A 26058-nucleotide genomic window follows, 5' to 3' on the forward strand; every position below is an offset into this window, starting at 1 on the left:
GGACATGGCTGTCGCAACGAGGCAGAAGATCGCAAAGGCATAGCCCCGGATGTGATCCTTGCCGTTTTCGGCGATCACCCGCTTCAGGACGCTGGATATGGTACCAGAGTCCAAGTGGTGCTTTTTATTTTTCTTGGCGTTCAATAGGTTTTCCCGCTCCGGCATTTGCGCCGGATGTTAGTGCATATGCGGGCGTATTAAACGCTTGCCATCCATTTTGCCACCTCGGGCAACACGATTCGAACTGCCTGTTGCATTCGCGCAAACGCAAAAGCCAACGATTTGAGCTGATATGGGGACGACTTGAGGTGATTCTGGGATGGTTCGCCCCCCTGCGGCATCAATCTGTTACGATTGTTTCATTCTGAAGCGAGGCCAATGGGCCGACGCCGATATTTGCGCCTGAAATTAATCTTGCCAAGAGCGTCTGCTACCTCGGTGGTCTCGACGAGACCCGCGCCTGGTTGTGCGCCATCATCCCTGTCGCGAACCCGCGGTGGATTTCGTCGGCAAACCGAGCCATATGTCGTGACGATGGAGCCTGGTGCGGCACGCCCGCACACGATATTCCTGACATTCTCGGGAGAGTAGCAGCTTCAATCAGACGATCATGGGCGCTCCCATCACGGAGGCCAAGCAACGCCTGACGAACAGCCAATGGTGAGCGCGACAGGGAGCCGAGTCCTAATTCGATCTTTCACAATCAGGAGCGGTTGAAATTCGAACGCCATCGGGACGACCGCGCTTGCTGCCGCGCTTCCCGTAACCGTCGATATCATAAAAGGCACGGTTCACTGACCTTATCCGCGGCTCATCGATATATCTTGAAGCTGCGGCCAAAGCCTGGCGGGGGCTGCAACCAGGTTGGGCATATCTGCGCTCATAACGCCTATCCTCGCGATAATATCGCCTGTCGTCGTCGCGATAATATCGCCTGTCATCGTCTGGTCTTACGATTCTAACGCCACCGTCGCGCAGGTCGAATTCCATTTGAGCCGCTGCCGGTCCGGGAAGGATGCTCATTCCCACAAGAAGGACCGAGATGCCCGTCAGCACAACAAATTGTTTCGCTTTCATTTCTTCCTCCGATGTTGGACTCTACGTATAACGTTTGCAAGATGAACGGGAGCACAACAAATTCATCTACCGGGAAAACTAAGGCAGTCCTCATTGTGTTCCATTAGTGGAAATACGTAGGGCGGCTCCGAAAATAAGACCGTTAAAACCTAGGCTAAAGAACTCCCGGCAGCCCCCTGTTTGAAAGGAGTTGACGCTATCAAGAATCGTTCCGCTCTTTGGACATCATGTCAACGAATCGCCGATCAAGTGCGCGCGAAGTCGTCGAAGCTTTCGACCGTATTTCATACGTCCTATCGCAAGCGGATAAAGCAGCAGGTAGCCGATCCGAAACGATATAGGACCGACACATAGGAATTGGCGCAGCATCGTGCGTTCAAATATGGATGCACGTCTCTCCTTCACCACACCTGGTGGACGTGGAGCCGGTGACCTTTTAAATAAGCGACTAGGACCACCGAAAACAATCGGCAGACGACTAAGACACTCGGTCAGCATCATCACGTCGCCAGGAGCGCCATTGGTTGAGAAGGTTCTAAGGCTTTCCTGACTAATCGCATCCCTTGGGAATATCCCATAAATGACATTTGCCTTTCCAAGGTTCGCGGGCTCGATAGCAAATGCCAATCGTCGCCACCAAGCCGGACCATTATATTGCATCTTCCGCCCGTTAGCTTGGTGGGCCATGTTCTGCCCATCATGGGTCACCATTTGCAAATAGCCGAAAATGATAGCATGTTTGGCTTTTGCGACAGGCACCAGGACAGAAAGCCAATCGGCATCGATCCAATCATCATGAGCCATCCATTTGAATAACGGTGCGGTTGCTTGCTCGAAAACAAAACGAAAATTATTTGCTACTCCGATGTTCTCTGACTGCCTGAAGTATTTTACCCGGTTATCCCGGCTCGCAAACTCCCGACAGATTTGTTCGGTTTCGTCAGTCGACGCGTTGTCGGAGATAATGAGTTCAAAATCCAAAAAGCTCTGCTCTAAAATCAGGTCAACAGCCAACCGGAGATGCTGGCCGCCGTTATAAACAGGTAGCCCGATACTGATTTCCGGCATTCTAACCTCCGTGATCTCACCAATAAGCCGGCGGGTTGTCTAATGGTATACCAATCATCTGCGCTTCTAGTACGTCACCGCAGAGCACAAATCGTGCATGCACGCGCGGCCAACAAGGGATGTCGAGGTGTGATCGGATCCGACTTCCTCATGCCTTTTCATGGCAGAGCACAGGGCAACAATCAATTCGTCTTTTAACAACGGGCTTGGATGTTAGCTGTTCGTTGCTAATCCCATCGGGGCGCCGATAGGGCCTTATCGCATGCCAAGTTCTATGACTGAAAATCGTCCGCAGAAGAAAGTGGCGATGACCGCGATGTTGGTCGCCGGTCATCGCTTAACGCACCCTTAGCGTAAGCCTGTTTCAGCCCCACGTTGTCCTGTCCGTCCTGATCTGTGATCGCTTTTCCATGGACGAGCAACGGGAGTTTCTTCATGGAGACTACATTGGAGGTTCTCCCGACCAGGAGGCCTGTATGTGAGGTTCACAGGCAATGGCCGGACGAGGTCAAGGCCCAGATCGTTTCGGAGAGCCTTCGGCCCGGCGCGATGGTGAATGAGGTCGCAGAGTGCCATGGCTTGAAGCCGAACCACGCTCCACCTGGCGGACGATGGCGCGGCAGGGCAAGTTGGATCTGCCCGCACCGGAGGACCGGTAGAGTTCGCAGCGGTGATTGCCGATCCGCCCGCTTCAGAGCCGACGATCAAGAAGGCCAGTCGCCCCGAGGTCATCGCAGGCTCTATCACCATCCGTCTGGAAGAAGGCGCGTCTGTCGCCCGGATCGCCGCTATTGCGCTTGCCTGCGCGGTTCCGGCATAGTCTTACCATCGAACCGCGTCCGGATCATGGTGGCGACCAAGCCAGTCGACTTTCGCAAGGGTCACGATGGATTGGCGGCACTGGTCAAAAATGAGCTACACAAGGACCCGTTCACCGGAACGGTCTTCGTATTCCGCTCGCGTAAAGCGGACCGATTGAAGCTGATCTACTGGGATGGCGGCGGGCTGGTGATAGCCTACAGGCGGCTGGAGGAGCACACATTCACATGGCCGGGCATCAAGGATGGCCTGATCACCTTAGGGCATGCCCAGTTCGAGGCGCTGTTTGCGGGGCTCGACCGGCGTCGGGTGCATGCAGTGGAGGTGAGAGCGCCGGACGCCATCGAATAGATGCGGCACGATGACTCGGGCGGTAAATTCCAACGGCGAAGCGATGCTGGTTTTGATAGACTGTTCCCATATTGGACGCCGCCGAACTTCCCGACGATATTGCTGCCTTAAAGGCGATGCTGATCGCGGCGCAAGCGCGTGAAGTCCGCAAAGATGAGCGGATCGAGCGGCTGGAGAAGCTGGTCGCCGCCTTCAAGCAGGCGGCCTTCGGCCGCAAATCCGAGAAGGCCGATCCCGAGCAATTCGATCTTGCACTGGAGGACTTGGAAACGGCAATCGCTGCCGTTCACGCCGAAGATGAAGCCGATAGCCCTCGGGGAAAGCTGCACCCCCAGCCACGTGCCGCCAATCGCGGCTCTCTACCCGCCCATCTTCCTCGTGTCGAAGAGATCATTGAGCCAGAAAGCCTGATCTGTGCTTGCGGCGATGCCTGGATTGCATCGGAGAGGACATGTCCGAACGGTTCGATGTCATCCCGGCGCAGTTCGGAGTCATTGTCACCCGTCGTCCCAAATACGCTTGCCGCGCCTGCACCGACGGCGTAGCCCAAGCCCCAGCACCCGCTCGACTGATCCACGCCGGATTGCCCACCGAGGCAACCATCGCGCGGGTGCTGGTCTCCAAATACGCCGATCATCTGCCGCTTTACCGGCAGGCCCAGATCATGAGCCGACAGGGTATCGATATTGACCGCTCCACACTTGCTGACTGGGTCGGTCGGGCAGCTTTGGAACTGCGTCCGGTGTTCAACGCCTTGATTGCCGATCTGAAGCGCTCGACCAAGCTGCTCATGGGCGAGACCCGTGCACCGGTACTCGATCCCGGCTCCCGCAAAACCAAAACCGGATACTTCTGGGCGCTGGCCCGCGATGACCGACCATGGAGCGGAGCTGCCCCACCCGGTGTCGCTTTACCTATGCTCCTGGCCGTGGCGGGCAGCATGCCGAGCGGATATTGCAAGGGTTCACGGGCGTCCTGCAGGTCGATGGATATCCCGGATATAATCGGCTGATCGCGCCCGACCGCGCCGGCCCCGACATCCGGCTTGCCTATTGTTGGGCGCACGCGCGGCGCAAGCTGGTCGAGACCACTCGTATCGGCACAGCGCCGATTGCAGAGGAAGGCGTGAAGCGGATGGGTGAACTCTATCGCATCGAGGCTGAGCTACGTGATCTTTCCGCTGAAACTCGCTTAGTCGGGCGGCAGGAACGATCCGCTCCGTTGATTGCGGACATGCGGACCTGGCTGACGCAGCATCGTGCCCGCGTCGCTGGCAAGTCGCCGCTCGGAGAAGCTCTGGTCTATATCCAAATACTGGGATGGCCTCTGCATCTTTTTGCCGATGGTTGCATCAGATCGACGGCAACAGCGTCGAAAGAACTATACGGCCGATAGCCCTCAGCAGGAAGAATGCTCTCTTCGCGGGTCATAACGCTGGAGCGGAGAATTGGGCGACCACCGCCTCGCTCATTGAGACCTGCAACCTCAACGCCGTCGAATTTAACCGGCACGCTCACTGCCATCGTCAACGGCCACAAGCAGAGGCAGATTGAGGGTCTCCTGCCGTGGAACTATGCGGTGGCATTACGCTTGCCCAAAGGCATCAGTTGGCCCAAGCTGGATTAAAGGCGAATCTGATCGACAGCGCAGCCTTTATCGGCTTCCCAAGCGTTCGCCATGGTAAGCACTTCATCCAATGGCTCATCAAGGTGCGATGTGTGCAAAGAAACCGATCAGGCCGTGAGCCATCCCCAATCACTAACCAGTCTACTTTCTCCTCCAGAACATCGGAGTCAGGCCCGAATATCGCTAACAACGAAACGCCATCCGCAAGACACCTTTCCACAAAGGCCTCCAGGAGAGCTTCGTCCGATACTGGTGAATGTAAAACGAGTTTCTGGGCGAGAGACATGGGCTAACGTTAGACCGAGACGGCGATAACTGCAATTCGCGCATAGTTGCCTTGTCGTCAAATCCAAATCTGCCGACAACGTGAGAGCAGCACAACGCTTACCCCTTAGCACTGCCGGACACCTCCCCAGTAATCGGCACACGCTGGTGCGGCAGGCCGCGCCGGCGAGAACGTCAAGCCTCTTGGTCGACCGGTGATATACAAGCCGCGCTGAAAACGGTGCTCATCGACAGCCGTCACGGACTTGACCTGGTTCCTGCCGTAGCCGGGATGCTACTGCCTATATCCGACAATCGGGGCGATCAAATTTATAAGAAATATCGGCATTTCGGGGGGGGCTTTCACCAAAAGGTGCTAAGGAAATGGAGCAGCGTCAGATCTTCCTATACCAGGCGTCGAACCTAGACCACTCGCGGTACACGCGCTCGTAGCCTCTCCGAAACATGATCTGGTCAAGTTTCACATTCGCATCGGTGTAGTTGTGTTCAACACAAAAAAGGCGAACCGTATATCGATCGAAATCAAAGGATGACAAGATATCAGGCTCGTTTCCTTCGGTATCAATGCTGATGAAGTCGATCTCGTCAGGAGCGTTGTAGGTTTGGAGTAGATCGTCCAGGCTGATGGTACTCTGCGCGATCTCCACGCTTCCTTTCCGCCTGGCCTCCGCATGCTGATCGCTGTACGCTCTGTCCGCCATCGCTGACAACTCAGGCTCATCAGCGACATATCGCATGACCACGGATTTGCCTGTGTCCGAATCGACTGGACGGGTGTCGAGGGGCGAAGACCTTATGCTGCGAATACCGTCACTTAAGATTGGGTTTGGCTCCGCAAGAATTCCCTTCCAGCCATACGCAGTCTCAAGAAGGTAGGTATTGCTGTGAGTTTTCCCGTCAAATGCTCCGATCTCTACGAAAAAACCGTCGCGTTTTTCTCTTAGCTCTTCCAGAACCCATCGGTCCTGCTGAATTTGGGAAAAGGAATGCTCGTTGAAAAAATGCGGCCGCTCGGTAGCAGCTCTCTTTTTTTTAAATCCCAACCAAGTCCTTAGTCCCACAATGCCCCCCAAAGGTCGTTTCAGCTGTCCAGTAGATCATCCGTCCCGCGCACGCAACAATATCTCAAGAACGAGAGCCTCATCGACCTATCACTCATGAGTTCTCGCAAAGCCTCTTTGAAGCGGTGCGCCAGGAGGCCGGTAAATAGCATCTCAAACTCGTCCGGTTCTGAGCCCTATCCTCGCCGAAGGATCACAAGAAGGATGATTGCGCGCCCTGGTTGGTCGCTGGGAGCGCCCCTTTCTGTTGATTTCACTACTGTTTTACGGCCAATACCCAACAGGTGTGGTCATGACGTCCCGATAGCTTTGTCCGCTCGAAAGGCCTGACCAGCTTCAAGCAAAAAAAATGGCCCGGCGAGGCGACCCATTTCGGATTCGTATTTTGAAACGCGAATCATTATTTCCGGGCCAAACCAAGCCCTTCCAAATCTCACCGGAGGCAAAAGCGAACATTTCGAGCAGTCGGCACGTAAATCGGCTGAATACCAAGGTTATCGAGCTTCGCGCGCACGGTTACACCGAACGTGTTCAGGTGTAGGGCATGTTGGGTCAGCAAAATATACTTTTCGACAAAAGCCTCAATGGATTTTGTGCTGATGTATTTCTGCGTTTTTTTGGTGGAAGGATTAGGAGCGTGGACGACGGCGCAGCGGAATCGAACACCAGGAGGCCGCGCTGGGACGCTTCCGCCTTGCGAGCGAGCCTCAGGATCGACTTGAGTTCATCGACGTCAACACCAAGCCCTGAGATCTGGCCGAATCATCCAAACGACGGACGCTCAGCTGAAGTGCACCCCGATTTTGGGCCAGCGGGCGCTGGAATCTTCCGGGGTTAGGGCTTAGTTCGGCGGGGGTGCCGATAAGCCGTTCATGAGCGAATCGGCACCTTGTTGCCGATCGCGCTATCTGGCCGGAACTCGTTATAGTCTCTACGCCAATCCTCCATCTTTGCCCGTGCGTCGTCAAGGCTCCCGAACCAGTGGGCGTTCAGGCACTCGGCGCGGAACTTGCCATTAAAACTCTCGATGTAGCTGTTGTCGGTCGGCTTGCTACTCGTCGATATATAAGCGCCCGCCTTTGATAACGATATGACGCCCCTGCAGCTCAACAAAGCGCCAATCCTCTTCAAGCGAACCATCCGGGAAAATCTGGAGGCGGCAATCGCCTGATAGCAGCAAGTCAGCCCCACCAAAGTTGTCCGCATTGGCCGCCATAACGACGAGTTGCTCTGTCGTGTTCACGAAGGACTTGGTTGTCTCGTCGAAACCTTTCAGAAGCGATGCAATCCTAACGAGCTGCAGGTTCCCTGATCTAGGATCGTCATCATTTACCTCTGTTCCTTCTGCAGGACCGACAAAGCGATCCGATGTCCCTGTAAATACCGCTTCCTTAGCAACCAGACGCCAGGGGCATTGAACATGCAGTGCGTAAGGACCGACCGTTCCTCTGCCTGAAGGATGCGGCTGAGTCTCCCCAAAATGAAAAATCTTCATGTCCGCAGCGTTACGGGCAATACTTAGTGGCAACCCTACCAGTACCTGAAGGAGGCTTTCTAAGGGGATTTGACTACAGTTATCGGGCATCATTCTCCGCCATCCCGTGGTTCCGCCATGCGAGACCCTAAGAATTGCGCTGCTGCATAACGAGACACCTCGTCAGCGTTGGATTGAAACCCGCGTCTCGGAAGGATAAACGCCTCTCGTTTTGATATAGGCAGGAACAGGTGGTCACGCTCGCAGATAACCCGTTTTACGGTCAGCCATGGAGCTTTGGTGTCGGCCACGCTAGAGTTTCCTTCGATGGCGGTGTCAGTCAAGGTCATCGTGACGGTAGCGTTCGCCGATGCTATTTGACGGTAGTGGAGAAATGAAATCGCCCAGGCGAACCAATGGCTGAATATCGAGAACGTTAAGACGGCGACGAGCAGTCCCGCCGAAATCAATTGGAATCGGCGACTGGCCAAAATCGCTTGTGCCATGACGACCGGATCGTATGTGTCGGTGAACAAAGCAAGCAGGCACCAAACGGAGAACAACCAGAGTACCGTTGTCAGGACGCCGCCTTGCCAAGGGCGACGGGTAATCGCCTTGGTCATTACAGCATAGTCCCACGGGGTCATGGTGTAGGTGATCTGAAACTTCCTCTCAGCCTGCATTGGTCAACGCTACCAATCTCTCGTCCTTGCTCGGCATCTTTCGTCGAGCAATTGCAAGGAACGTTGTCGTCATCACGATGAGAAGGATGCCATTGAGGCTGACCGGGAGATTGGCAGCCCTGCCAAGGAAAACGCCCAACAGGAACAGAACGATTTGCATCGTTGCCACGACAGCGGCGGCAGAAAACACAGCTGAAGCCTTCCCAGAAGGTACTTGTATCTCTTTCAGATGAAGTCTCGCGTAACCGAACACGAAGATCGGGATGAGCGCGGCCGCCGTCAGGATGGCAATGACTTCTGTCGTCGATTGCGGCGGCAGCCAAGCGGACGGGATCAGAAGCAAGACGGTGATGAATAGATAGCCACCAGCGCAACTCGCCAGAAAAATTGGCCATACAAAGATCGAAAGCACATCCACGTCCTGATCGTGGGGATTTTTGCTGTTGAAGCCGATTGCCTTCAGCCAGTGAAGGTTTACTGCCACGACGGCTGCGGCAGCAGCGCAAATGTAAACAGCATTGAGCAGCCAATTCAGGAGAGGCATCGCCCCCGTCCTGGTTTGGTCGAGCGAGGGCTGGAGATTTTCAGCAAAATCCAGAAAGAGGGGGCGACCCAAAGCAACCAAAATCCATGCCGGAGTCCCGGCAATTTGACGCAGTCGCCGAGCCGTATCAGGACGGCGGTGGCGGCTACCATACTGACGATAATCACCGGAACAAACGCCCATGCGTCAGGTTTTGCTGCACCCGCGGCTTGCAAGGCGACAGCGAGGCTATAGCTACTGCAGAGTAGCAATACCCAGGGCGATGAGACGTAGGAGAATTGTTGTCCAGGCCGCCGTCGATCCAGTCACAATGGCTGGAACTGCTCGCTTTGGGAATAGGAGGCGACCTAACTCGCTAATTGCGAAGGCGTTCAAGATCGGCGTCAGCCCAAGGGCCAGGAGCGAAAGGCGTTCTGGTAAGTCGGAAGAGCCGGAAGATTGGCGGGTGATAAATGCCGTGTCGATCCCCGGTAGCGGGATGTTACTGCCAGCAATGAAGACTATCGCAATCGGCACAAACAGACCGAAAAGAACCTTCGGCAGACTGAGCAACTCATTCATTCGCGGGGCCTCCACCCATCGATCCGCCGACGTTTAGATAGAAAGGCCGTTCCAATTGACAACTCCTCGCTGCGGTTTTTGCAAACGCACAACGCGGCGCGGTGTCTGCCAAGAAGGTTGCAGTCTCATTCGAGCGCTTCACCTCTTGGGCGATAAGGGGGCTGTTTCCAAAGGAAACGTTGACCTTCACCTCGGTCCAAGCGGTGATTGCACCATCTTCGAAAACGAGAACGGCGTCATATTTTGTCCGGTGGTGAATTTGTCGTAGCTCTTTTCCCACAAGTCGTTCGGCTATTCGGTCCATGTGTTGCTTACTTACTTCCTGATCTTCTAGCCTGTTTCCCGGGGTGAAAGATGTCTGCTATAGCGAATCAATGTCATGACGGCCGTTGGTAGGTCTGAGGGTTATAAAGATACGATATCAAATGTAGTCAATCGATTGGCCAGGCTGACTGTAGCCATATATTCGGAAACCTTCGGCGGTTTCCGCTCCGAGGAGGTGTATCTGCTTCAAGATCAGACGGATAATATTCCGTTGCTACTCTTCAACGAGAATATCCAAGTGCAGAATATCACCATATCCACCCTCTGATAAATGATAGAACCATTCTCGATCCGGCACGGAGCTATACCCGTTTTTCGAGAAAGCGGTCCAGGCGGGTGGGAATTCCATCTTATACATCGCCTCCCGCAGTTCATTCCACTTGGTATTATTCATCACGGGAAGCATGAGGCACCTAAGCTCCGAGGTCTCTTGTTGGGAAACGCGATGAGGCGGCTCTGGGCACGATCACAAAATACATGTCCCCGCGCGGATAATTCCTCACGTAGGCTTTTGCCGCGAGGGCGCTGGACGATACTGGATTACCTTCCGGTGATCGGGAAGGCTCGAAGTGCCAGTTGTCATAGGTGTGACTGTAGCTCTCCTCCGGCCCGTTCAGGACGTCTCCGCCAAGAACAATAAAGTCGGCATCACACAAGGAGTCAAACGCGGTGAGAGCCTGCTCTTTAGTCAGGGCCCAGTTACGGTGTTCTGGCCCCAGCCAGACCCCAACCGACAATATTCGATCTGCTTGATCTGACCAGACTGTCTGCAGCGTCGTTCCTCCCAATGTTCTGCACTTTGCCCACTTTCGATGTGAAAAGGCATTTGTCAGTATTGCCCTGGGTTCTGTCAACAAAGTCGCTTCAAGCACCATCGGCTCTTTTGTCCGGCGTCTCGAAAAGCGCCGAAATCATTCGCCCGCAACCATGGCGGACGGACTTCCGATCAATCTCCCCCATAATCTCCTCTAGGCTGAACCGTCGAGCCATCATGGCGGGGACATTGTGAAAGACTTCGGCAATAATTTGTGCCTTCAATAGATTTTCGACAGCTCTTATTTCTACGAAGATTATGCCAAGTAGGTAGAGGACGTGCCTATATTTATCGGTTTCTGTTGATGAAATCTATGGAGCTGCGATTGACCCCATCGGCTACAAAAGTTTCTTTGTGTGGAAAACCCCCATATCCTCCTTCTGGAGAGCCAATGGTGGACGTGATACGAGAGGGTGTTTGGAATCGGCGGGATCCTACTAGATGACATTGGCCGAAGTAATTCTTAAAGAGTTTGATTCTAAAGGGCTTTTCTCCCAACTCAGAGATCGTAATTTCGTTCTCGATGAAGCGGAAGACTTTGTAAGAAGGTTGTTGCGGATCGATCTGGAGGAGATATCCATGGCTGAGAAAATGGGTTTTCTTAGGGAAATTTGGCTCCTCCCATTCCTCGCCTCGACCTATCAAGAAAGATGCATCTTGAATGGCGCAGGTTCAGCCGAATATGCGCGGTTCTCGGTGGCACTGTTTTCCGCTGTCGAAAACCGAATCGCAGAGATTGTGGCGTGCTTTTCAGATTAGGTCGTGTTGACACAGTCGATCTCAACCAAGGCTTCGTTATCGATTTTCTGTTTCCACAACACTGAGGCTAAATCCCGAACCCTCGTTATTGCATTTGAAGTCGCCACTTACCCGCATGCGTTTTGTCAGGGGCAAGCTCAGCGCGGGTTATCTTGCCAAACAGAATCGGTTCGGTAACGTTGAAACCTGGAAACGCCTCCTGGACAATTTGGCCAATCCAGCCCTTGGGATTGCTCTTGCGAATACGGACGGACTTGGTGTGCCCACGATATTCAATTCGGTAGGTGAAAGTCGGCATCAGCCCTTCTCTCTGGATTACAAATCCTGAATAGGATTAACGATCTCTATAGCTTGTCGAGAAAGTATGGGAGCCAGATTTTTGCGGCGGCCATAGCTAGAAACGCCGCATATGACGTTTTGGTTTTGTCGTAGCGGGTGGCGATCCAGCAATTATTTGATCCGGTTGAACATCCGCTCGACGCGACTACGATCTCTTTAAGCATGATAGTCGCAAGCCGAACGCATGCGAATGACTATAACGGGCGAGGCGATCAAAAGCTGGTGCTGCCAACCCATGTTTGCTAACGATCTTCTGGAACATGGAGCGATCATTGAGCCGAAATCAAGTCGAAGTCTGTCTGCGGTACGGCGTGACCTTCACTCCTTCGGCGCTCCTATCAAAGTTGGGAATTTCCGATAGCGCCTTGCAAGGCAGACAGCCCCTAAATGGCCTGAGGCATCCACCAGAGGCCGGGACAAGTGGTTGGTTCATTTGGGGTGGAGAGGAATTCTCAACCGATCCTCAATTCTTCAAGCCGATGCACGTTTCCCATTTGGGAGAACGATGCCCAGCAGTCGTTCCGTATCTCGGCCTTCCTCCGGGTTGGCGCTTTCTGATTGCGCCGAATTATGAAGATGCCTGGTTCGATGGCGGCCTTCTGAACACACCTTAGATTGACGATTCGGCGCACCGTTTGCCTGTCCCAAATTCCAGCCATCGTCCAACGCCTGAAGCGATTGTAGCATGTCGTATATGGTCCATATCGTTCAGGGACATCACGTCAAGGGGCTCCAGATCGAAGAACCCAAAAGATGCCATTCAGCACTCGCCGGTCATCGACGCGAGCGACACCCCCGTGATTTGTTGGGCAAGAGCGGCTTGATCACGCGCCATTCGAAGTCAGTCAGATCATATCGGCTCATGCGGAGTGTGAATCAGAAATCGCTGTGAGATGAATGCAGCCGTCCGATAGCCAGTCCTATTGCGGGCTTACACGCGGCGCTGTAATCTGATGACGCGCTCGCAGGCATCCCGCCTCAATCACTGCGCACTTTTATGACAGCAAAAACTGGTTTCGATGCGCTCATGCATCAGGTCTGTGTCGGATGGGGTCACTGCGGGAGTGTGCAGGCAGGCAAATATGTGCACGTGACTGACTTCATGCCGAACTCGGGCACAGTGACCGCAACCCAATTCGCTGAATGGGTCCTCACCGCTGAAGGTGAGGCCGATGCTCCCTTGGCCTACAGAGAAAGATGGCTTACCCACCTGAGGGACGCCTTCATCAAGCAAATGGGAGCAGATCGTGTGGAGGCGCAGCGAATGCGGCGGCAATCAAAATAGACCGCTCTGAAACTCCACACCGGTCAATTCGAATTTACGAGTTTCACGGCCTAATCCGACGAATTCGGCCAATGTGTCAGTGGCACACCGCTTTCTGTTGCTCGTCCCTGATCACAGATCAGGGCGGCAAGGACAGGCAGAAGCTGCCAGGGCGGTCGTTGGTCTGAACTACGCGTGGTCCATGAAGTTCGCGTTCCGGGGCGACATCGTCACTGCTGACGTTCGCTCGCGAGTATGTCGTTAAGTGGCCAAACCGATGATGTCTCTGCTTCATTGGGAAAGTTCGCTTTGGGCAAACAGGAGCCTACGGGCACATACAACCTGTCGGGCAATTCTATGGTAGAAGACTAGGTTGACAAGTGGTTCGGCTTCAAGCCTTGGCGCTCTGCAAGTTCGTTCACCATTGCGCCGAGCCGAATGCTCTCCGGTACGATCTGAGCTTTGACCTCGTCCGGCCAATGCCGATGCACCCCGGTTACGCTGACGTCATCAACTCGTACTTGCAAAGAGGCATCCGTCTCGGCAGTTTCCGAGTTCACTCTGAAGAGATTATGGCCTGATCCCATGACGCGCCCGCTAACAAAATTCGCTTGCCTCGACTGCCATCGGGTTTTCAAACGCCCCGCCGATGCCACACAAAAGACGTGCCCCCCCGGTTGCTCGGGCATCACCTACAGGACTGGATCGGATTTCCGTCCGCCGTCATCCGCCGATAACAGGGGCTGGGCTGTGGCGGCTTTCCTCATATCGAGAGGCTTCCCGTACTATCGGCTTGGCGTTCAGTATCCTTCGACCCTGAAGGAAGCACAGAGATTTGCGGCATTATGGAGCAAGTGCCACAAGATTCCGATGAGGGCTGATGCTATCTCCTGAGGGTGCCTCGGGAGTGTTGCGTATGGTGGAAGTCGTAGACGAATTGAAAGCGAAGTTGGTCGAGATCGACGGCAAGATGGAAGAACTGCGGCGCGAGATCGTCGTCCTAGAAGCTCAGAAATCCGCATTCGAGACGGTGATCAGGGTCTACGACCCCAGTTTCGAACTGGCTGCGCCGCCGTCGAAAGCACGTAGCGCATCATCACGAGAGACAGCGAGCGGCCGCGTCACCGAACTCCTCAAGGGCAGGAACAACCGCCACATCGTGCTCGACATCCTGCGCCGATCCGAGCGCCCGGCGACGACAGCGGAAATCGCCGAGAAGTTCGCAAGCGAGGCCGACCTCGGAAGCGAAGCGTCACGGTTGGAGTCCGCCCTCACGAGCAGGTTCTCCGCAACGCTGAACGGTTTGGTGAAGCAGGGCCTGGTTCGACAGGCTGGCACCGCCGACAGCCGCCGTCACCTCTGGGAGATCAGCCGCTAGTCCGGCGGCTCACCCTTCGACCAGACCTGATCGACGATATTTTGGGCGGCGCATTGCCAATAGCCGCAGAGGTTTCGCGACGTCGGCCTGGCTGTGATCGTGCGGAGCAGATCGGCGAACTGCCAGCGCAGACCCATGTACCGCGTATCTTCCTTCCACGACAGCATCGCCATGTACCAGTCGAGGTACTTCGGCGAGAAGCGGTGATTGATGCCCTTGTAGGCTTTCTCGACGCGGCTGAAGAAGCTCTCGATGGCGTTCGAGTTCGTGCCATCGTCTTCTTGGTACTGGAGGCTGTGGTTTACGCGATGAACGGCAACAAGACCGATAAGATCGTCGTATGCCTTGTGTTCGTCGGCGACCAGGAGCGCTTTGGGATCGACATGCTTGGCGACCGCAGCCCAGGCGTCCTTGCCGTTCTCGTCCATGATGACCCGCGTCAGCGTCCTGTTCGGAGCGTGCCGATTCGCCTCCCTCAGCGCCAGCACGCACATGCGCTTGCCGTTCTGGTTTTCCTTCTTACGGCCGTCCTTGCGCTCATCCTTCTTGTTCGCTTTGCGGAGAACGCCGCCGACATACTTGCCGTCGATCTGCACCAGTCCGTGTAGCTTGATGGAGTTGCGGCGGAGGCCGACGGCCTCGCGGAGCTTCTGCAGCAGGACGTAGGCGGTCTTGTACTGGACATTGAGTTTGCGGCTCAGATGAAGCGCCGCCATCCCCTTGGCCGCTGTGATCTCTTCCCAGATCGCCATAATGATCTTTTTGAACGAAAGCTTCCGGTTGGCGAACACGGTTCCGGACGTCACCGAGAACTCGGCGCGGCATTCCGGCTCCGAGCATCGGAACCGACGGCGGCGGACGCTGTACGGTTCCAGGCAGCCGCAGCGAGGGCAATAAGGTTTGCCGCCGTTGTCGGCCCAGCGGAAGTCGACGAACAGGCCGTAGGCGTCGTCCTCGGTGAGAGACCAGACATTCTCAGGGTCGAGATCGCGGCCATCCGGGCGCAGGAGCGGATGCTGGCCGAAGCCCTCACTCGGGTCAGGCCAGGCGCAACGGTCGTATTTCGAACCTCCGGTCTCCTGCCGAGAAGGGATCGTAGGAGTTCGGCCTCAGGATTGGGGTACGCTTCTGGAGCATGTTCAGTTTCCGGTCGATACGCAGGACATAGGACGGACGTTCCGTCGCAGGGGACGGAAGAAAGGTCAGCGCTCTATTCGTATCGATCTGAACATGAAGGTCCTTTACCAGGGGCAAGTCCAGGAGTCGAGTACCTGAAGAAGTTGCGGTCTCAGCGGATTTGCAGCCTTTACTGAAACCGATCATCATTGGATATGACGAAGCAAGGATTTCTGATGCCCACAAACAAGCAGAAGATAGCATACGCACTCTTCACGGTCCTCTCCTTTGGCTTGGTCGGCGTCGGGATCGGTTTGCCGTCGTGGATCGCGTTTCAGGTCGGCGGGTCAAAGCTCGTCGGTTTGATTCTGCTTGCGTCCAGTCTTGCGGGAGTTCTTTTCGCACCAGTAGCAGGTCACCTTGTTGATAAACATGACCGAAAAGCAATGTCAGCCATAGGCCAGGCGACGCGAGCTATTGCGATGCTTCTGGTGGGATTTGCCGAAGGGTCATCCGCCCTTTGGGGTGAGATACTGCTGATCGTCTCCAGCATTGCAGGAGCGTTTGGCTTCGCCGTCCTATCTGGTTCCCTGGGCGGCCTTCTTCAGCGCATTATACCAGCGGAGGAGCGAGCGGGATTCGCCCTAAGAATGTCGGTAGCCAAACAGATTGGAATCGCCTGTGGCACAGGGGCCGCTGGGATCGCGCTCTATTATCTAGGAAGTAGCGCAGCAGCGTATCTGTTTGGTGCGATCAGCTTCATCTGTATAGGTCTCTTGCGTGTGCTACCTACATCTCAATACCATTCACATGGAACAGCCACAGGAGGTTTTCTCGCATCGAACCTAGAGGCACTCCGTTATTTCCTGCGCCGCCCGGAATGCCTGGCCGCCGTCCTCTTCACAGGGCTATCTTACTCGATAATACAAGTCACGAACCTTCTCTTACCAGGGTTCGTGACGAACAGCCTCCACGGCGACAGCTCGCTCTTTGGAATGTTGGAAATGGTGGCCGCGTTGGCAGGCGCTGCATCCGCATTGCTGGTCTCAGGAAAGCGCATAGCTGAGCTTTTGCGGCGACGGATGATCCCATCCTGGTGATGTCAGGCCTCTCCCTCGTTGCGTTCTCCTTCTCGCAGATATCCCTGATAGCTGTAATTACATACTGCGCTTCGGGAATGCTCTGGAGCGTCTGCAGGGCGCTCGCTAGTGCAAACTTCCTGATCGTCGTCGACAACGAGATGATCGGCAGGGCGCAAGGGTTTAGCACCCTCCTCACTAGCGCTTTTGGGGGGATAATCTATCTCGTGCCCATCATGCTTCCCGCAGTTGGGGAGGCTGATCTTTACCTCGGGTGTGGCCTCGCAATCATCCTATGCGTGGTGCTGGTGAGCTTCCTGGCAAGGCCTCGAAGCATACCCATCAGAGAATAGGTCATACCTTGTGGCACTTGCTCCATAATGCCGGAGATTTGTCATAGAAAACGCTGCCTTGGCCGTTGACATGACCAACAACCGGTCCGTCCCGCTGCACTGACACGGCGGAATGAAGCCCGCACTTTCTCTAATAATTCGGGGTCGTTCTCCAGGAGTTCTTGCTGGAACCACGTGCTTCGACCAGGCCACAGTTCAAGCCGCTCGGTGTCTTTTTGTGCGGCGCGGATCATCGAGGTATAGAAGTTCTTGAGTGCCACCGAAGGGGGGATGTGGGCGTCTTTCAAGACAAAGAAACTTTGGTAGCCGATAGTCAGCCGGAAAGCAGGTTTTGAAGTTTGCCGCAGCGGAAACGTCAGCATCTTCAAGTGGCCGCAATCTTCAAACTGATCGACAACGGAAATCTCTTTGCCGTCGACGAAGGTATGCTTGATGGTGAATTCATCCGATGCGAAAGAGGAATGTTTGATGAAAAGCTGGTGGAACCGTGCGTTCACGAGGCCAAGCAAAGAGTTATCGGGCGGACCAGCAAAGGGCAGTCTTTCGTCACTGGCAATGACACAGTCCGATAGCCAATCTCTGATGAAGCTGTGGGTTCGGTCTTCTGATAGTACAAATTCGGTGCCAGCCACCGGCTTTCTCCAATCATCCGTCTGCAACGCTTAGCTGTTGTGCTGATCGTTCCGACCCCTTGTGTCTCCATGCACTACATCTATCACTGCCGCCGCGCGTGACTGCACTTCGCGCCAGCTGCGACCATTGCCGCCGACCACTTAGCTTGATATCCGTTGTGAATTCCTGGGGACCATGCGTTGATTCCGTTCTCGATTCTGAAACTACTACAGAGGTCGTCGTCGCAGGTTATTCGCCCGGATGTCCCGTTTTCTGTGTAGGACGCGTCCTTGGACCGCCAAGTTCGTGGTCCTTTAGTGGGGACTTGGTCACTTTTAACAGCCTTCTCGACTACCACGGAAACATTCAGGTCGCGATTTGGGTTCGCGGGGAGCAGGTAATGGTTCGTCGAGTTGGGGTTCGCATGTGGACTGCGACCTCCGGCCTTCCAGAGCCGAAGCAAGGCAAACTGAAATACGCGCCCCGCCGATATGTTAACTTTGATGGCCTCAAACCTGGGTCGTCGGTCAACGAGGCAAAGGCACTTCTTGCAAGGGCTTCGATCAAGTACACTGAAACGTCGGTCACGGATGCGTCAGAGACTGTGGTTCTGCTTAGGCTTTCGAATAACACTGAACTTCATTTCTTCCTGATGGAGGGGAGACCTTCGTTGGCAGAGATTCAAGCATACTCAGAAATTGAAGGCTCCTAGCGCTCCCCGGGAATTGGTCCGCCTCGGGGGCAGACTGTAGCCACGCCGCTGATGCGCCGATTGCGGTCATCGAAAAAAGATGCTGCTATAGAGCGGTGGAACCTTCGAACTTGTTTGAGAGCAATAACAACATCCATGGCAGCCTGGCAGTTCACTCTTGACCTGATCCCGTCTGCGGCAGCAGGGGCCAACGGCGTAGTAGCCGCGCGGATGACTCGCGGCCAACTCGATGAGGTTGAACTCCGCTTCTCGCCGTCAGTCACTAGCGCCATTTTCGAACGCGTCGGCATGATGTTGCTGGAAACGAAATCCTGGTCCCCTGACCTTCGCATTTGGGGTGACGAGAAGGTTGATGACGTGCAGATTTGGCTTCGTGGCACAGAGATTGAACATGTGCAGTTTCGACTGAATGTGGCTGATCCGCGCATACCTCTAGTCGAGGAGATTTGTTCTCTGGCACGTGAAGTCAGCTGTGTGTTGGCGACCCGGGCGGGTGCCATCCTTCGGCCCCACCCCGAAGTTGTTCTTAGAGCGATCACACGGTCCGAAGCTGCTCGCTTCGTAAGAGACCCGGAAGAATATCTGGAAAAGAGATGACCCGCCACGACTTCAATCACTTGGAGCGCACGGCCAAAAAGTTGATCGATGATGGCAACGTTGTTGATGCGATCAAGATTTACCTCTTCATGTCAGATGGAGACCCTTCGCTGGATGCGGGCTATCTCGGCGAGAGATTGGGTGTTTGCTACGAGCAGTTGGGCGACCTCCACGCTGCGAATACTGGTACGGGCGAGCGGTGGAGGAAAATCCTGAGGTAAGACTTGAAGCAGCGGAAGCGCATGAACGCCTGGGCAATGTCGGGATAGACCACCTCGTGTAAGTCTGCTTAGGGCGGAAACGGACCAGGAGGCCCTGAGGCCACGTGCCGGTCGACGCGGTGGCGGCGCTGGGGCTGGGGCCAGAAAAGCGATTGCCTCAAAGCACAACAGATTCGGCTAAGAAGGAAGTAACCTAACTACTTCGGGACACCATTTGGGAAAAGCGTCCGCACGTCGGAAGAGCGGTATGTTTTGGAGCCGCAGTCCTCCGCAAATGCAAGATACTCCTCGAAAAACTTGGTCCTGAGCAGTAGGAACTCGCGAGTCGCCTTCATCAAATTATTCTGTTCGGCAACCGACTCTTCGATCTCATCCAGTTGCTTGTCCAAATCGTCTTTCGGGGCATTTTTTTGGCGCTGCTTGTTGATGACACCGTATGATTCTTCGACCGCCAAGGTCGCGCGTTTCACCCCCAGCTGGAGGCGCTGTCTTTCGACCGCAGCGTATCTATTGAAGCAGGCCAGCAGCTCTTCTGGATTAAGAACCGGCGACCGACCGTCAGCAAACTCGGAGGGCACGCCAAAAGGAAGCAAATCTTTCGAGAGGGAGAAACGATCCGAGTTTAGGTCTGTGGAAAGTAGAGCAAAAATCAAAAGTGGCCCAAGCAAGCGTTCACCCCAAAGTTCCGAGCCAGCAACCGTTTGCGCTGGATGTTAGCGTATGTGAAGCCCATAGAAAAGCCCGCGTCCTGTTCATAACGGCTGGTGGCAACGTCTCCAATAGGAGACCAGTCTAGTCATGTTGACAAAATGTTTCTGCCAATGCGACCGTGGCTTAACGGAGGACATCATGACGACACTTAGGGTCTACGATCTCAAAGATCAGGTTCTTGCGCTTGATCTCAGAGACTTGCTGCGACTTTTGGCTCCTCGTTCTTTCGAAGCACGTTGGGTTGTCTCGACAGTCAAGTCGTCCAAACCTGGGCACGAATGGTTTGAGGCCACCGGTGAAGGGGGCGAACGGCTTGAGGGATTGGCGCAAGACGATGGCGGCCAGCTTTCGGGCTCTGATTTAGCCGCCTTGGCTGAGAATACGCGGCAGGTTATCTGGGGGGAGTTTGTCGGCTCGGCACCCACGCAGTCAGACAAGCCGTGGGTGATAATCCGGGCGGTCGACAGCACGTTCTACGAGATCATTTCGGATGATGATGCGGTGCTGAACAAGATTAGCTCGACCTATAAGGACGTCCGAACTGGGGAAACTCCGGTTACGTCATGGCTCCTGGACCGTACCGATGAATGATGGCAGGCAGACGCCAACGGCGGCCAGAGCAATGACTGCCATGAACGACCTCGCGGTTTTATGGTAGCGCGAGGCTACGCGCCGAAACTGCTTGAGGCGACGACAATCAGCGGCGATGAATATCTGACTTGGAGGAATAAGCGTTTGCTGCGGACCGACGGCAGCCATCGCTCCCAATGCCTTAAAGGTTAAAGCGGATAGCCAGCTCCGCAATCGCAGGGTCGGTGAACTCGACAACGGGATCATCAGTCTTGTCGTGTTTGCGGTGATACTCTCCCGCGTCGAAAGCTTCATAGATTTCGAAGAATGGCTCCGGCACCTCGTTCTTGCCAGGTCCAAAACCCTCCTGCACCCCGGACCAAAGATCATTCATTGCGCCATCACAGAAGGTGTAACTTAGCTCGCCTCGGTGGTACCCTTTCGCAATTTCCAGCGCGGCGCTATTGTAGAAGTCCCAGTGGTTGAACGCTCCTGCCCATCGGACGATGTCATCAAGCGTGAGCCGGAGCGGGCTCTTGTTGATCGCGAACTGTAGGAACTCAGACACCGCTCTCATCCTTCTGATAAGTTGCCAGAGCTTATGAATGACCGCGCGATGCAGCGTCAATGACTGGATGGGCCGGAGCGGAATCCGCTCCTGAGTAGTCTGGAGTTGCGAGTGCGGACGAGTCAGTCAACCTTCCTAGTGCAATTTACGGTGATGAGCAGCTGCCCGCAACCGATTCAGTAGGTCATCGATAAGGGGCTCCACTTCAGATGGTAGGTAGCCCATCTAAATAAGAACCGCTTTTCCGGTACATATCGACCAGTTCCGCAAATTCGAGAAATTCAGCTTTCGGCAGCTTGAATAGACAAAATGAATTGTACCCCCAGTCAAACATGTTCTGGGCCTGAAGTAGATAGGGCCGATGCCCTGCCTGTCCTATAATATAGTTCAGAAGAGGCCGAATTAGAGCGGCAGAAGCGCCCCAGATATCTTCCTCATCTCGGACTGCAAACACGGCCATGGTCAAGCTCCTCAGGCGTAAGAAATCTTCGCCGCAAATGATGTTTTCCGATTTATAGAGCGCAATAAGCTGAGCGACCGCGTCGGGTCCGAGAGGCGTCTTCCGCTTCGCGCCAAAAGGGGACGTCGCTGCTATCGAGAAACCTTGTAGAGCGCGACAGCGAAGTAGATGATAAAAGCTGGTAGAAGGCCTAAGCAGAGAATATCTTCTAACGCTCTTAGGTAGTCACCTCTGGCGGTCGACATGTACTCGAATGCAGCCAATACCCGGTTACCCGCTGCAGAATCCCACTGGACATTTCCCGCCAAATCAAAGTGTTCTTGCCGAAGACGTGAATATTGTGCGCGGAGGGGGAACAGGTGAGTCGCCCGCGCGAGGAATCCAGTCCAGGCCAGCGGCAGAAAGAATAGCGCCAGCACAAGCAGCCTTTTTATCACTCGTTCCTGCTCTTCCCAAAACACAGCAAGGGAAGGTATAAGGCCCTTCGCCAGTGGCCGCAATGGGCGGATAGACCTTCCACAGCTTCGCGCCACTAGCGGTGATTGCCTTCGCCCAAGCCTTATGGTCCTTTAGATTTTTGCGATATCAAGATTGACAACAATGCCGCATCGTTATGGAGAACAAGCATGCGTTTTCCCGAAGAAAAACTCTGGGACCACATCAATGATGGTTGGAGCCGCATGTCGTTTCAACAACGTAAGTTTTGGGACGCTATTAAGCGGCCGCCGGAGGAGTGGGAGCTGAAGGGCTTCGGCCCTTGCTGGGTTGTCGCTTTGATTGGCGAGGTTGTAATTTACTACAACCATTTTGAGTATGGGTTCAATCGATCATCCTGGTCGCAGTTCGGCGTCATCGAACGATATCAATCGCTGCAAGATGAGCTGGAGGGCGCGGTTCAGAGGCAGCTAAATAGCCTCGAAGCGGGTTACGACGTTGGCCCTTGGACCAGCGGTCCAGTCGCTGGCGAGTATGTCGTTAAGTACCCAAATCGATGATGGCTTTGGGCCGAAGGCAGATCACCAGCCTCCCGAGGATTTCACTCTCCGAGACCTCTACGAATGCGTTGGCGCAAATGGAGCGTCGCCTCGGCTTCGGCCGTCGTGGGCAATGCTCGTTCGGCACGAACAACGTGAAACGCGCCGCAGTTTTCGTCGGGGCAACCGCACGATACAACATCAACATGATATCGTATTTTACCGGCTCGCTTTTGCCGCGCGTTCATCCGCTCTTCGCTTTTAATCGTATCGACGATAGCGCCGCGTCTTAAAAACTTTCCAGCCATAGAACTCACCAACGGATTTCCTTTCGACTGGAGTACACCTTACCGCTTGATCGGGAAAGTCCGCTTCGGGCTGACAGCGGAAGATCGGCCGCTTCCGGAAATGAGCCAGCGGGGTGTCATCGCAAGGTCGACTGCGGCGAATTGGGCCACCATCGCCTCGCTGATCGAGACATGCAAAGTCAACGACGTTGATCCGCTGGCCCACCAGATCGCCACGCTTACCGCCATCGCCAACGGTCACAAGCAGAGCCGGATCGATGAGCTTTTGCCGTGGAATTCTCCTGCCCCTTTGCGGCCAACGCGCCTCTTCCGAGAGGGTGGTTCTTCAAGTAGAACATTTCTATGAAAAACGAATTGGTTCATGAAGTTTGGCTCGATCCCGAGGCAGATGGTCAACTGCTCCCCGGTCTTTGTCTGGCTGGTCCCATGGGAGACGATTTTAGAGCGCTCCTTAATGAGGGGGCTGTGAAGGCGGGCGAAATAACTGGACACAGCCATTTCGATGTCATGACGAAATATTGGAAGCTTCAGGGCTGGGGCGAGTACCAGACGGAGCACCGACAGGATCACGAACCATATCCTGACGAATGGGTTCGAATCCAACGCCCTTTTATCGACAGTATGTGAATTCGAACCAAAGGTTCCATATCGGAGACAGTCCTTGCAGCTCCACGCGGCTATTCACCACCCAAACCGGATACGAGCATGATCCGATTGTTTCCTCAGCCAATTTTTTGAAGGTAATGGTGGTCGTGCCCGCGACTGTTTTCTGACCATTTAGAAACAGCGTTGTATCGGATCGCCAATTTCCCTTCCGTGGCAAATCGTCGAGCGTCTTCACATCCGAGTAGGTCAGCTCTTGCGAGCCCTTCGCGCTGATCCATTTCGTGACGAGCAAGGGGTGCAGATATTCCGCCGATATTGGCTCCAGTGAAGCGCTCCGTGCCATGAGGCGCTGTTCGGTTAACCCCGATTAAGTCGGCTTGTAGAAGACGGAGAAGAATGGCTGTTCTCTGGTGAGGAGCACGCCCTGCTTGGTTTCGTTTGATGTCAAGCAATGACCAAACGCTGGAACAGCTGAAACTATACCACCCAACAGCAATGAACTTCTCAACACAGCCGCCCCATAACCTGAATCGCATACTGCTACCATGACGCGTAAGCGTAGTCATTCGAGCGAATTTTTGTGATCCCTTATTCTGGAGCCTTTCAACATTGGCCAGAGGGTTGTGTCTTGGATGTCTCGAATGGCCAATCGCATCAGCCCGAATAAGGCTCCGTTGCTGCAACTCTCGACACCATTGCAGACATCAAGCGATGTGCATTATGCTCTGACTCATGACCAAAGAATATATCCTCGATGGATCTAAGATCACGTCACTTGAGGCTTTTTATGATGAAGTGAGCGAAATACTCATTCCGGGTGCATACTGGGGACGAAATCTTGATGGCTTCAATGACGTTCTGCGCGGAGGCTTTGGTACGCCCGAAGGGGGATTTGTCCTTCGGTGGACCCATTCCGTGGTCTCTCGGGCAAACCTGAGTCATCCGGAAACGCTAAGGCAGTTGGAGAAGCGGCTGGAACGATGCCACCCAAGCAATCGTGAACTTGTGCGAGCTGACCTTACCAGAGCGCAAAAAGGGCAAGGGACCACAGTTTTCGATTGGCTTATTGAAGTCATCCAAGTTCATGGCGCTGGCGGTGACGAGGGCGAAGACAATGTCGAACTCATTTTGGAGTGATGTCCGCCTTTCCACGTCGCCTCCTACATGCGGAAGCCATCCGGTAATGACCAGTTGGGCCGTCATCCATGGATGAGCAACGTCAGTAGGGCATGGATTTCCAAAGCGTACGGGAAGCTGTTCGCAGGAGTTTTTCAACAAGTATCCGCCAGCAGCGGGCATCGCGTCAGCGGCTGAAAGCGCTCTTGCAAGAACTGGCTGCCGAGACTTAGGTCCTGTTGACAAAGTTGCTCTGGGGCATTCATCCTGCGGTAATGGAGTTTGACAACGTTAGAAAACCTCTCTCAAACAATCCGGCTTATCGGTGTCCGTGCTGCCATTTCCGCACACTGCATGAACGGGGCGGGTATGAAATATGTCCGGTATGTTTCTGGGAAGATGACGGACAGGACGTCCACGATGCTGGCGACGTTCGAGGCGGTCCTAATGGGACGCTGTCGCTCACGCAGGCACAATTCAATTTCCAGCAGTGGGGTGCTTCTGATCCGGCGGCGCGCGGGCACGTTCGGCCACCCACGGACGCTGAGCATTGAAAACACAGGGATTCCCTTCCTGGCCAATCTTTGATTCATAGCTGCTTTTGCGGAGGCGGCTTTGGCACGAGGCGATTTGAGTGATGCGGAATGGCGGATCATCGCGCCATTTTTACCAAGGGAACGCGGGCGCAAATCGCGCCCATCACTTGATAATCGCCGATTTCTTAACGGGATGCTCCACGTCCTGCGCGTCGGCTGCCCCTGGCGCGATATGCATGAGCGATATGGGAAATGGAACTCGGTCTATGTGCGATTTCGGCGTTGGGCCGAGCAAGGTGTATGGGATGCCTTGCTCGAAACGCTCGTCGAGTTGGGGCTAACGGATGACTGGCAGCACATGATCGACAGCACCACAGTTCGCGGCCACTCTCAGGCTGCKGGCGCTAAAGGGTACTTATAAGGAGGCTTTTGGTCGATCACGCGGCGGCTTTACGACGAAAATCCATGCCCGCGCAGACGGTCAGGGACGCCCTTGGCTTTGTCCTGACGGGCGGAGAGGCCTCAGATTATGCCGCGGTGCCTGACTTGCTGGCGATGCCGGTCCGCAAGCCAAGATTGTTCCTGGCCGACAAAGGCTACGATGGCGACGTCATCCGCGCAGAGCTTTTGATCCACGGAATAAAGCCGGTGATCCCGCCGAAAGCGAACCGCAAAAACCCGCCTTCATGCGACTTTAAAGCTTACAAGGATCGCAATCGAATAGAGCGGATGTTCGAATTCCGCCTCCGCTCATCTGCCTAGCATTGAAGTAGCGTCTCCGGGGTGGAAGAGGAAGCTCCCGGTCGAGAGAGGTCACGATCCATGAGCGCCGATGCAATCAGACCTAGGTGCTGTTGACAAATGGGCTTTCCGTGGAGGTAACTGCGGAAGCCGCGAAACGCATTCGGAGAAGTAGGTTGAAACAACAGGCCGACGTTTGGTTGCAGCTTTTGGATGAAAGCACAGGTTCTTCGGTCATTATCGAAGATGACGGCGACAAGGCCTATGCATACCTCATGGATGCCGCAAAGGTGATTGTAAGCGACGTGTGGTTATATAATCGCGGTCCCGCTCCTGCGACAGAAGACTGGG

General features: G+C 54.7%; 27 protein-coding genes and 8 pseudogenes. 16 read left to right on the forward strand and 19 right to left on the reverse strand.

Features of this window, described 5'->3' with window-relative positions; all coding sequences use genetic code 11:
- Positions 1-684: 684 nt before the first annotated feature.
- Together AC1D3C_RS29420 and AC1D3C_RS29425 are read right to left on the reverse strand one after the other, a co-directional pair.
- The gene (locus AC1D3C_RS29420) at positions 685-1077 is read right to left on the reverse strand and encodes a hypothetical protein (protein ID WP_247037014.1); all 393 of its coding nucleotides are present in this window, start codon (positions 1075-1077) and stop codon (positions 685-687) included.
- Between the two features lie 225 nt (positions 1078-1302).
- Positions 1303-2145, reverse strand: a complete 843-nt coding sequence (locus AC1D3C_RS29425) for a glycosyltransferase family 2 protein (RefSeq protein ID WP_247039394.1) — start codon at positions 2143-2145, stop codon at positions 1303-1305.
- Between the two features lie 435 nt (positions 2146-2580).
- Between AC1D3C_RS29425 and AC1D3C_RS29430 the strand changes: the two are divergent.
- From AC1D3C_RS29430 to tnpC, 3 genes and pseudogenes are all read left to right on the forward strand, one after another.
- Positions 2581-2727, forward strand: a pseudogene (locus AC1D3C_RS29430) (transposase); the annotation flags it as partial.
- Between the two features lie 267 nt (positions 2728-2994).
- Positions 2995-3315 carry an IS66 family insertion sequence element accessory protein TnpB gene (tnpB, locus tag AC1D3C_RS29435; protein ID WP_477485393.1) on the forward strand — a complete coding sequence of 107 codons (321 nt, stop codon included), beginning with the start codon at positions 2995-2997 and terminating at the stop codon, positions 3313-3315.
- Between the two features lie 68 nt (positions 3316-3383).
- Positions 3384-4941, forward strand: a pseudogene (gene tnpC / locus AC1D3C_RS29440) (IS66 family transposase).
- A 659-nt stretch (positions 4942-5600) separates the two neighbouring features.
- Here tnpC and AC1D3C_RS29445 read toward each other — a convergent pair.
- The 8 genes and pseudogenes from AC1D3C_RS29445 to imm40 form a co-directional block, all read right to left on the reverse strand.
- Entirely contained in the window at positions 5601-6269 is a 669-nt protein-coding gene (locus AC1D3C_RS29445; RefSeq protein WP_247039396.1) for an FkbM family methyltransferase, read from the reverse strand.
- Between the two features lie 859 nt (positions 6270-7128).
- Positions 7129-7349, reverse strand: a pseudogene (locus AC1D3C_RS29450) (integrase core domain-containing protein); the annotation flags it as partial.
- Complete coding sequence (locus AC1D3C_RS29455) at positions 7339-7875, reverse strand: hypothetical protein (protein WP_247039398.1); 537 nt, start codon at positions 7873-7875, stop codon at positions 7339-7341. The pseudogene AC1D3C_RS29450 and the gene AC1D3C_RS29455, both read right to left, overlap by 11 nt.
- Positions 7872-8384 carry a YcxB family protein gene (locus AC1D3C_RS29460; RefSeq protein WP_477485372.1) on the reverse strand — a complete coding sequence of 171 codons (513 nt, stop codon included), beginning with the start codon at positions 8382-8384 and terminating at the stop codon, positions 7872-7874. Before AC1D3C_RS29460 ends, AC1D3C_RS29455 begins: the two co-directional genes overlap by 4 nt.
- A gap of 49 nt (positions 8385-8433) precedes the next feature.
- Positions 8434-9171, reverse strand: a complete 738-nt coding sequence (locus tag AC1D3C_RS29465) for a hypothetical protein (protein ID WP_477485373.1) — start codon at positions 9169-9171, stop codon at positions 8434-8436.
- Between the two features lie 51 nt (positions 9172-9222).
- Entirely contained in the window at positions 9223-9549 is a 327-nt protein-coding gene (locus AC1D3C_RS29470; protein WP_477485374.1) for a hypothetical protein, read from the reverse strand.
- A gap of 538 nt (positions 9550-10087) precedes the next feature.
- Positions 10088-10279, reverse strand: a complete 192-nt coding sequence (locus AC1D3C_RS29475; RefSeq protein ID WP_477485375.1) for a DUF6678 family protein — start codon at positions 10277-10279, stop codon at positions 10088-10090.
- A 7-nt stretch (positions 10280-10286) separates the two neighbouring features.
- Positions 10287-10748, reverse strand: coding sequence for an Imm40 family immunity protein (gene imm40, locus AC1D3C_RS29480; RefSeq protein WP_477485376.1), 462 nt, complete (start codon positions 10746-10748; stop codon positions 10287-10289).
- Between the two features lie 380 nt (positions 10749-11128).
- On the opposite strand from imm40, the gene AC1D3C_RS29485 reads away from it, so the two are divergent.
- A complete protein-coding gene (locus AC1D3C_RS29485; RefSeq protein ID WP_477485377.1) occupies positions 11129-11446 on the forward strand; it encodes a hypothetical protein in 318 nt (105 codons plus the stop codon).
- Positions 11447-11531: 85 nt separating this feature from the next.
- Here AC1D3C_RS29485 and AC1D3C_RS29490 read toward each other — a convergent pair whose 3' ends face one another.
- Positions 11532-11744: a hypothetical protein gene (locus AC1D3C_RS29490; RefSeq protein ID WP_477485378.1), complete on the reverse strand. Its 213-nt coding sequence runs from the start codon at positions 11742-11744 to the stop codon at positions 11532-11534.
- A 301-nt stretch (positions 11745-12045) separates the two neighbouring features.
- Between AC1D3C_RS29490 and AC1D3C_RS29495 the strand changes: the two genes are divergently transcribed.
- Positions 12046-12399, forward strand: coding sequence for an immunity protein Imm33 domain-containing protein (locus AC1D3C_RS29495; protein ID WP_477485379.1), 354 nt, complete (start codon positions 12046-12048; stop codon positions 12397-12399).
- Between the two features lie 24 nt (positions 12400-12423).
- On the opposite strand, the pseudogene AC1D3C_RS29500 reads toward AC1D3C_RS29495, so the two are convergent.
- Positions 12424-12649, reverse strand: a pseudogene (locus AC1D3C_RS29500) (transposase); the annotation flags it as partial.
- Between the two features lie 1316 nt (positions 12650-13965).
- Here AC1D3C_RS29500 and AC1D3C_RS29505 point away from each other — a divergent pair.
- Positions 13966-14427 (forward strand): hypothetical protein, encoded by a 462-nt coding sequence (locus tag AC1D3C_RS29505; protein WP_477485380.1) that lies wholly within the window; start codon positions 13966-13968, stop codon positions 14425-14427.
- Here AC1D3C_RS29505 and AC1D3C_RS29510 read toward each other — a convergent pair.
- The gene (locus tag AC1D3C_RS29510) at positions 14424-15233 is read right to left on the reverse strand and encodes an IS1595 family transposase (RefSeq protein WP_477485381.1); all 810 of its coding nucleotides are present in this window, start codon (positions 15231-15233) and stop codon (positions 14424-14426) included. The genes AC1D3C_RS29505 and AC1D3C_RS29510 overlap by 4 nt on opposite strands.
- A 69-nt stretch (positions 15234-15302) precedes the next feature.
- A pseudogene (locus AC1D3C_RS29515) lies at positions 15303-15521 on the reverse strand (hypothetical protein); the annotation flags it as partial.
- A 258-nt stretch (positions 15522-15779) separates the two neighbouring features.
- Here AC1D3C_RS29515 and AC1D3C_RS29520 point away from each other — a divergent pair.
- A complete protein-coding gene (locus AC1D3C_RS29520; protein WP_477485382.1) occupies positions 15780-16643 on the forward strand; it encodes an MFS transporter in 864 nt (287 codons plus the stop codon).
- A gap of 373 nt (positions 16644-17016) precedes the next feature.
- Here AC1D3C_RS29520 and AC1D3C_RS29525 read toward each other — a convergent pair whose 3' ends face one another.
- The gene (locus AC1D3C_RS29525) at positions 17017-17607 is read right to left on the reverse strand and encodes a hypothetical protein (protein ID WP_477485383.1); all 591 of its coding nucleotides are present in this window, start codon (positions 17605-17607) and stop codon (positions 17017-17019) included.
- Positions 17608-18434: 827 nt separating this feature from the next.
- Here AC1D3C_RS29525 and AC1D3C_RS29530 point away from each other — a divergent pair.
- Complete coding sequence (locus tag AC1D3C_RS29530; protein WP_477485384.1) at positions 18435-18896, forward strand: hypothetical protein; 462 nt, start codon at positions 18435-18437, stop codon at positions 18894-18896.
- Positions 18893-19117, forward strand: a complete 225-nt coding sequence (locus AC1D3C_RS29535; RefSeq protein WP_477485385.1) for a hypothetical protein — start codon at positions 18893-18895, stop codon at positions 19115-19117. Before AC1D3C_RS29530 ends, AC1D3C_RS29535 begins: the two co-directional genes overlap by 4 nt.
- Positions 19118-19314: 197 nt before the next feature.
- On the opposite strand, the gene AC1D3C_RS29540 is transcribed toward AC1D3C_RS29535, so the two are convergent.
- Positions 19315-19785, reverse strand: a complete 471-nt coding sequence (locus AC1D3C_RS29540) for a hypothetical protein (protein ID WP_477485386.1) — start codon at positions 19783-19785, stop codon at positions 19315-19317.
- A gap of 181 nt (positions 19786-19966) precedes the next feature.
- On the opposite strand from AC1D3C_RS29540, the gene AC1D3C_RS29545 reads away from it, so the two are divergent.
- A complete protein-coding gene (locus AC1D3C_RS29545; protein WP_477485387.1) occupies positions 19967-20419 on the forward strand; it encodes a hypothetical protein in 453 nt (150 codons plus the stop codon).
- A gap of 181 nt (positions 20420-20600) precedes the next feature.
- Here the strand turns inward: AC1D3C_RS29545 and AC1D3C_RS29550 are convergent, their stop codons facing one another.
- Positions 20601-20966 (reverse strand): hypothetical protein, encoded by a 366-nt coding sequence (locus tag AC1D3C_RS29550; protein ID WP_477485388.1) that lies wholly within the window; start codon positions 20964-20966, stop codon positions 20601-20603.
- A 205-nt stretch (positions 20967-21171) separates the two neighbouring features.
- Positions 21172-21426, reverse strand: coding sequence for a hypothetical protein (locus tag AC1D3C_RS29555; protein ID WP_477485389.1), 255 nt, complete (start codon positions 21424-21426; stop codon positions 21172-21174).
- Positions 21427-22052: 626 nt separating this feature from the next.
- On the opposite strand from AC1D3C_RS29555, the gene AC1D3C_RS29560 reads away from it, so the two are divergent.
- The 3 genes and pseudogenes from AC1D3C_RS29560 (at position 22053) to AC1D3C_RS29570 (ending at position 23335) form a co-directional block, all read left to right on the forward strand.
- The gene (locus tag AC1D3C_RS29560; protein ID WP_477485390.1) at positions 22053-22421 is read left to right on the forward strand and encodes a hypothetical protein; all 369 of its coding nucleotides are present in this window, start codon (positions 22053-22055) and stop codon (positions 22419-22421) included.
- Between the two features lie 420 nt (positions 22422-22841).
- Positions 22842-23054: pseudogene (locus AC1D3C_RS29565) on the forward strand (transposase domain-containing protein); the annotation flags it as partial.
- Positions 23051-23335: a hypothetical protein gene (locus AC1D3C_RS29570; protein ID WP_477485391.1), complete on the forward strand. Its 285-nt coding sequence runs from the start codon at positions 23051-23053 to the stop codon at positions 23333-23335. The pseudogene AC1D3C_RS29565 and the gene AC1D3C_RS29570, both read left to right, overlap by 4 nt.
- 19 nt (positions 23336-23354) lie before the next feature.
- Here the strand turns inward: AC1D3C_RS29570 and AC1D3C_RS29575 are convergent.
- Positions 23355-23861: pseudogene (locus tag AC1D3C_RS29575) on the reverse strand (hypothetical protein); the annotation flags it as partial.
- Positions 23862-24046: 185 nt separating this feature from the next.
- Here AC1D3C_RS29575 and AC1D3C_RS29580 point away from each other — a divergent pair.
- The 3 genes and pseudogenes from AC1D3C_RS29580 to AC1D3C_RS29590 form a co-directional block, all read left to right on the forward strand.
- The gene (locus tag AC1D3C_RS29580; protein ID WP_477485392.1) at positions 24047-24451 is read left to right on the forward strand and encodes a barstar family protein; all 405 of its coding nucleotides are present in this window, start codon (positions 24047-24049) and stop codon (positions 24449-24451) included.
- Between the two features lie 254 nt (positions 24452-24705).
- Entirely contained in the window at positions 24706-24984 is a 279-nt protein-coding gene (locus AC1D3C_RS29585; protein WP_082520343.1) for a CPCC family cysteine-rich protein, read from the forward strand.
- Positions 24985-25045: 61 nt separating this feature from the next.
- Positions 25046-25701 (forward strand): annotated as a pseudogene (locus AC1D3C_RS29590) (IS5 family transposase); the annotation flags it as partial.
- Positions 25702-26058 lie beyond the last annotated feature (357 nt).

The organism is Neorhizobium sp. P1_A6 (assembly GCF_056406795.1).

Excerpts from the sequence above, each read along its gene's own strand:
- AC1D3C_RS29420 (WP_247037014.1), bottom strand. The coding sequence starts at position 1,077 with ATGAAAGCGAAACAATTTGTTGTGCTGACGGGCATCTCGGTCCTTCTT.
- AC1D3C_RS29425 (WP_247039394.1), bottom strand. The coding sequence starts at position 2,145 with ATGCCGGAAATCAGTATCGGGCTACCTGTTTATAACGGCGGCCAGCAT.
- AC1D3C_RS29455 (WP_247039398.1), bottom strand. The coding sequence starts at position 7,875 with ATGATGCCCGATAACTGTAGTCAAATCCCCTTAGAAAGCCTCCTTCAG.
- AC1D3C_RS29460 (WP_477485372.1), bottom strand. The coding sequence starts at position 8,384 with ATGACCAAGGCGATTACCCGTCGCCCTTGGCAAGGCGGCGTCCTGACA.
- AC1D3C_RS29465 (WP_477485373.1), bottom strand. The coding sequence starts at position 9,171 with ATGGGCGTTTGTTCCGGTGATTATCGTCAGTATGGTAGCCGCCACCGC.
- AC1D3C_RS29470 (WP_477485374.1), bottom strand. The coding sequence starts at position 9,549 with ATGAATGAGTTGCTCAGTCTGCCGAAGGTTCTTTTCGGTCTGTTTGTG.
- AC1D3C_RS29475 (WP_477485375.1), bottom strand. The coding sequence starts at position 10,279 with ATGCTTCCCGTGATGAATAATACCAAGTGGAATGAACTGCGGGAGGCG.
- imm40 (WP_477485376.1), bottom strand. The coding sequence starts at position 10,748 with ATGGTGCTTGAAGCGACTTTGTTGACAGAACCCAGGGCAATACTGACA.
- AC1D3C_RS29485 (WP_477485377.1), top strand. The coding sequence starts at position 11,129 with ATGACATTGGCCGAAGTAATTCTTAAAGAGTTTGATTCTAAAGGGCTT.
- AC1D3C_RS29490 (WP_477485378.1), bottom strand. The coding sequence starts at position 11,744 with ATGCCGACTTTCACCTACCGAATTGAATATCGTGGGCACACCAAGTCC.
- AC1D3C_RS29495 (WP_477485379.1), top strand. The coding sequence starts at position 12,046 with ATGGAGCGATCATTGAGCCGAAATCAAGTCGAAGTCTGTCTGCGGTAC.
- AC1D3C_RS29505 (WP_477485380.1), top strand. The coding sequence starts at position 13,966 with ATGGTGGAAGTCGTAGACGAATTGAAAGCGAAGTTGGTCGAGATCGAC.
- AC1D3C_RS29520 (WP_477485382.1), top strand. The coding sequence starts at position 15,780 with ATGCCCACAAACAAGCAGAAGATAGCATACGCACTCTTCACGGTCCTC.
- AC1D3C_RS29530 (WP_477485384.1), top strand. The coding sequence starts at position 18,435 with ATGGCAGCCTGGCAGTTCACTCTTGACCTGATCCCGTCTGCGGCAGCA.
- AC1D3C_RS29535 (WP_477485385.1), top strand. The coding sequence starts at position 18,893 with ATGACCCGCCACGACTTCAATCACTTGGAGCGCACGGCCAAAAAGTTG.
- AC1D3C_RS29545 (WP_477485387.1), top strand. The coding sequence starts at position 19,967 with ATGACGACACTTAGGGTCTACGATCTCAAAGATCAGGTTCTTGCGCTT.
- AC1D3C_RS29555 (WP_477485389.1), bottom strand. The coding sequence starts at position 21,426 with ATGGCCGTGTTTGCAGTCCGAGATGAGGAAGATATCTGGGGCGCTTCT.
- AC1D3C_RS29560 (WP_477485390.1), top strand. The coding sequence starts at position 22,053 with ATGCGTTTTCCCGAAGAAAAACTCTGGGACCACATCAATGATGGTTGG.
- AC1D3C_RS29570 (WP_477485391.1), top strand. The coding sequence starts at position 23,051 with ATGAAAAACGAATTGGTTCATGAAGTTTGGCTCGATCCCGAGGCAGAT.
- AC1D3C_RS29580 (WP_477485392.1), top strand. The coding sequence starts at position 24,047 with ATGACCAAAGAATATATCCTCGATGGATCTAAGATCACGTCACTTGAG.
- AC1D3C_RS29585 (WP_082520343.1), top strand. The coding sequence starts at position 24,706 with ATGGAGTTTGACAACGTTAGAAAACCTCTCTCAAACAATCCGGCTTAT.